This window comes from Amycolatopsis sp. NPDC051372, assembly GCF_040682095.1.
Taxonomy (GTDB): Bacteria; Actinomycetota; Actinomycetes; order Mycobacteriales; family Pseudonocardiaceae; genus Amycolatopsis.
In genome coordinates this window covers 1-4053 of sequence record NZ_JBFBAF010000086.1, presented here as the reverse complement: position 1 = coordinate 4053, position 4053 = coordinate 1, and the positions used below count along the sequence as shown (strand labels likewise).

The window sequence follows — 4053 nt, the reverse complement described above, 5'->3', positions numbered from 1 at the left end:
CCCCCCGGATCATGCCTTCGACTGGGGGCGTAAGTCATGCCAGGCCTGGTGACCACAACTCCCTGGTGGGAGCACACGAAAAAGGTAACGGGGGCCAGCAGCAGAGCGGTGAACGTGATCGCGCACGCCACCACGATGTACAGCGCGATCACCCACGACCCGCCGAACCCCGCGAACAACGCGGCCGCGATGAACGGCGCCGGGCCGCTCGTGATCAAGCCACCGACCTGGTACGCGACCGAAACGCCCGTGTAGCGGTGTTCCGCGCCGAACAGTTCGGCGAGGAAGCCGGCCATCGCGCTGTAGGTGGTGGCGTGGCCCAGGGTTGCGAGCAGGAACATCGCGAGCAGCACCGCGGCCGGCGCGCCTGTGTCGAGGAGCCAGAAGAAGGGGAACGCGACGGCGGCCGAGTACACCGCGCCGGCGAGGAGGACCTTGCGGCGGCCGATGCGGTCGGCGAGGACGGCGACCAAGGGCACGGCCGCGATGTCGACCAGTGAAGCCACGATGAGGCAGGTCAGCACCGTGCCCCGGGACACCCCCGCGGAGTTCGGCCCGTACGACAGCACGAAAACGCTCGCGATGTAGAACGGGATGTTCGTGCCCGCCTGCGCGAAAATCCCGACGAGCACCGCGCGCAGTGATCGTCGCAGGGTGTCCCTCAACGGAAACGTGGGCGCGTCGGGGCGCTTGAACTCCGGGGACTCCTCGAGTCGCGACCGCACGTACAGCCCGACGAGGATGAGCACCGCGCTCGCCAGGAACGGCAGGCGCCAGCCCCAGCTCAGCAGCTGGTCCTTCGGCAGCTGCTGCACCGCGAGGAACGCCGACGCCGACAGCACGAGACCCGCGGGCACCCCGGCCTGCGGCCAGCTGCCGTAGAACGCGCGCCGGTGCGGCGGGGCGTGCTCGACGGCCATCAGCACCGCGCCGCCCCACTCGCCGCCGACGGCGAAGCCCTGCAGCAGCCGCACGAGCACCAGCAGGATCGGTGCGGCGACGCCGATCTGGCCGTATGTCGGCAACAGGCCGATGGCGACCGTGCCGCCGCCCATCAGCAGCAGCGACAGGAAGAGCATCCGCTTGCGGCCGATCCGGTCGCCGAAGTGACCGAACACGATGCCGCCGAGCGGGCGCGCCACGAAGGCGACCCCGAACGTCGCGAAGGCCGCCAGGGTGCCGGCCAGCGGGTTGAGCGTGGGGAAGAACTGGGCGTTGAAGACGAGTGTGGCCGCCGAGCCGAAGATGAAGAAGTCGTACCACTCGACGGCGGTGCCGACGAAACTCGCGAACGCCACGCGCGCGGGTCTGACCCGCGTCGCCTGCTGCTGCTCGACAACCACAACTACCTCCGACGTCATTGGGGAGACGGCACGCGAACGGCGTGCCGGTGGTGGCCGCCACGGGTCCCGGACCAGCGGCGGACGGACCAGGCCGGCGATCTTCAAGCCCGTGACCTGGGATGTTGCGCGGAACTATAGCCGTACCGACCGATCGGTACAAGCCCTTGCGGGCTGTGAGGCAACGCTCCTGCCCCGCCCGGCGCGGCCTGCTGCCCGCGCCGGTGCGCAACGAGTAGAACAACGGTGGTGAGCGACGAAGTGTCCTTTCGCGACTTCGAGGTTTTCCTCGCGTTCGCCCGGAACGAGCACTTCGTCCGCGCGGCGGAGGAGCTCGGCGTCAACGCGACGACGGTGCAGCGCAGCGTCCGCGCGCTGGAGCGCAAGCTCGGGGTCGACCTCGTCGAGCAGCACGGGCGCCGCGTCCGGCTGCGCGAAGCCGGCCGGGTGCTCGCGCGCGAGGCGAGCTCGGTGCTGCGCACGCGCGCCGACGCGATCGTCACCACCCGCGCCGCTTCAGGGGATCTGCGGCAGGTGCTGCGGATCGCGCACACGTTTTCCCTCGGGCTCGGCTTCGTGCCCGAGGTGCTGGCCGGCCTCCTCGAACGCCACCCCTACCTGCGGTTCCGCTGCCACCAGAGCTCCGCGACGGACGCGGTCACCCACCTGCTGCGCGGCGACGCCGACGTGGTGCTCGGCTCAGCCGCCCCGGCCGACCCCGACGTGGTGGTGCTGCCGCTGTTCACCGAACCCCTGCTGCTCGCGGTGCCGATCGGGGATCCGCTGACCCGCCGTGATGTGGTGCACCTGCGCGAAGCGAAGGACCGGTCGTTCGTCGCCATGGCGCCGGGCGCGAGCAGCCGCGCGCACCTGACTGGTGCGTGCGCCCGTGCCGGGTTCGTGCCGCGCGTGACGGTGGAGGGCAGCGACCCGTTCGTCGTCGAGTCGATGGTCGGCGCGGGGCTCGGCGTTTCCGTGGTGCCGGGCCGGATGGCCGATCACCACCACCCGCGCGTCGTGCGGATCCCGATCGCCGACGAGGGCTGTCACCGCACGATTTTCCTGTCGCACCGCAAAAAGTCCGCTGCGACGCCGATGGTGCGGGCGCTCACGAGCGTCGCGGTGGCGCGGGGCGGCGACTGACCGTTGCGATTTTCGCAACGGACCGGCGCGGGGTTGTCGTTGTTCGCGGCGGGCGGCGTTGAAATGATCTTCGGATGGCTTCCGACTCGACCCGGCTCTTCTGCGCGCACGCGCGGAAAGCAGCCGAAACGCCGCTGCCCGACGCGGTGGCCCGGGCCGCGCGGCGCAGTCTGCTCAACGTGCTCGGCGCGGCGATCGGTGCGGCTCGCACCCCGGCGGTCGAGGCGGTGCTCGCCACCGCGGCCGAGCTCGGGGCCACCGGTGTCGTCCCGATTCCCGGCCGCGGTGAACGGCTCGACCCCGAGTGGGCCGCGATCGTCACCGGCACGGCCGGGCACCTCGACGACTTCGACGACACCCACCTGCACACCGTGATCCACCCCGGCGCCACCGCCCTTGCCGCCGTGCTGGCGCTCGCCCCCGAAACCGCTCCCGACGGCGCCACGGCGCTCACCGCGTTCGCCCTCGGGTGCGAGGCGCAGCTGCGGATCGGGGTTGCCATTTCGCCCAGCCACTACGACCGCGGCTGGCACATCACCGGCACGTGCGGCGTGTTCGGCGCGGCCGTCGCCGCCGGCCACCTGCTCGGCCTCGACGCGACACAGCTCGGCCACGCGCTCGGCATCGCCGCGACGGGCACGCTCGGCCAGCGTGAAGCGTTCGGCTCCATGACCAAACCGCTGCACGCGGGAAAAGCCGCCGCCACGGGGGTGTTCGCGGCGCGGCTGGCGGCCGCCGGACTGCCGGCACCCGACGATCCGCTCGGCCCCGGCGGCGTGCTGCCGGTGTTCGCCGAGCCTCGCTACGAACAGCTGCGGCGCGCCTGGACCGGCGCGTGGGAGCTGGAGCGCAACACGTTCAAGCCCTACCCGTGCGGGATCGTGGCGCACCCCGCGATCGACGCCGCCGTCGCCGCGTCCGCGCTGATCGAGCAGCCGCGTTCGATCACGGCCGTCGAGATCCGGTGCCACCCGCTGGTGCCCGAGCTGATGGGCCGCGCCCAGCCCGTCGACGGCCTGCAGGCGCGCTTCAGCGCCCGGCACGCGGCGGCCGTCGGCCTGCTCGACGGCGAGGCCGGGCTGCGCCAGTTCTCCGACGAGCGCGCGGCCGCCGCCGACGTGACCCGGCTGCGCGAGATGACGAAGCTCGTGCCGGTCGCCGAGTGCCCGCGGGACGCGGCGACAGTGCGCGTCGAACGGGAAGGGGAGGATCCGGTGGAGGTCCACGTCGAGCACGCGCGCGGCAGCGAGGCCCGACCGCTCACCGACGAGGAACTGTTGAGGAAGGTCGACAGCCTGGTCGAACCGGTGCTCGGCGCCGGCGCGGCCCGCAAGCTGGCGGCGGCCGTCGACGGGCTCGCCACCGCACCCGGGCTCGGCGCGCTGCTCGACGCGGTGGTCGCGTGACCGAGGAGATCCTGGCCCTCGTCCACGCCCCGGTGGCCGACTCCCCGGAGGTCGCCATCGCGCTCGCGCTCGTCCGGGCCGCCGAACCGGCCGGCGCGGTGCGGGAAGCGCTGGGCCCGGTGGCCGGCCGGTCGTCCGGCCGCGCCCGCGTGTAGCCGTCCAGG

4 protein-coding genes are annotated in these 4053 nt (G+C 72.7%); 3 read left to right on the top strand and 1 reads right to left on the bottom strand.

All coding sequences use genetic code 11. From position 1 onward, the window contains the following. The coding region (locus tag AB0M56_RS50335) for an MFS transporter (RefSeq protein ID WP_364190731.1) at positions 1–1361 on the bottom strand (1361 nt) is incomplete at its 3' end. Positions 1362–1589: 228 nt separating this feature from the next. On the opposite strand from AB0M56_RS50335, the gene AB0M56_RS50330 reads away from it, so the two are divergent. The 3 genes from AB0M56_RS50330 to AB0M56_RS50320 all read left to right on the top strand — a co-directional run bounded on the left by AB0M56_RS50330 (position 1590) and on the right by AB0M56_RS50320 (position 4044). Then, positions 1590–2483 (top strand): LysR substrate-binding domain-containing protein, encoded by an 894-nt coding sequence (locus tag AB0M56_RS50330; protein WP_364190727.1) that lies wholly within the window; start codon positions 1590–1592, stop codon positions 2481–2483. A 74-nt stretch (positions 2484–2557) separates the two neighbouring features. Then, positions 2558–3889 carry an MmgE/PrpD family protein gene (locus tag AB0M56_RS50325; RefSeq protein WP_364190724.1) on the top strand — a complete coding sequence of 444 codons (1332 nt, stop codon included), beginning with the start codon at positions 2558–2560 and terminating at the stop codon, positions 3887–3889. Then, on the top strand, positions 3886–4044 hold the full coding sequence (locus AB0M56_RS50320) for a hypothetical protein (RefSeq protein WP_364190721.1): 159 nt from the start codon (positions 3886–3888) through the stop codon (positions 4042–4044). Before AB0M56_RS50325 ends, AB0M56_RS50320 begins: the two co-directional genes overlap by 4 nt. Positions 4045–4053: the final 9 nt, after the last annotated feature.

Coding starts and splice junctions, on each gene's coding strand:
- AB0M56_RS50325 (WP_364190724.1), top strand. CDS start 2,558: ATGGCTTCCGACTCGACCCGGCTCTTCTGCGCGCACGCGCGGAAAGCA.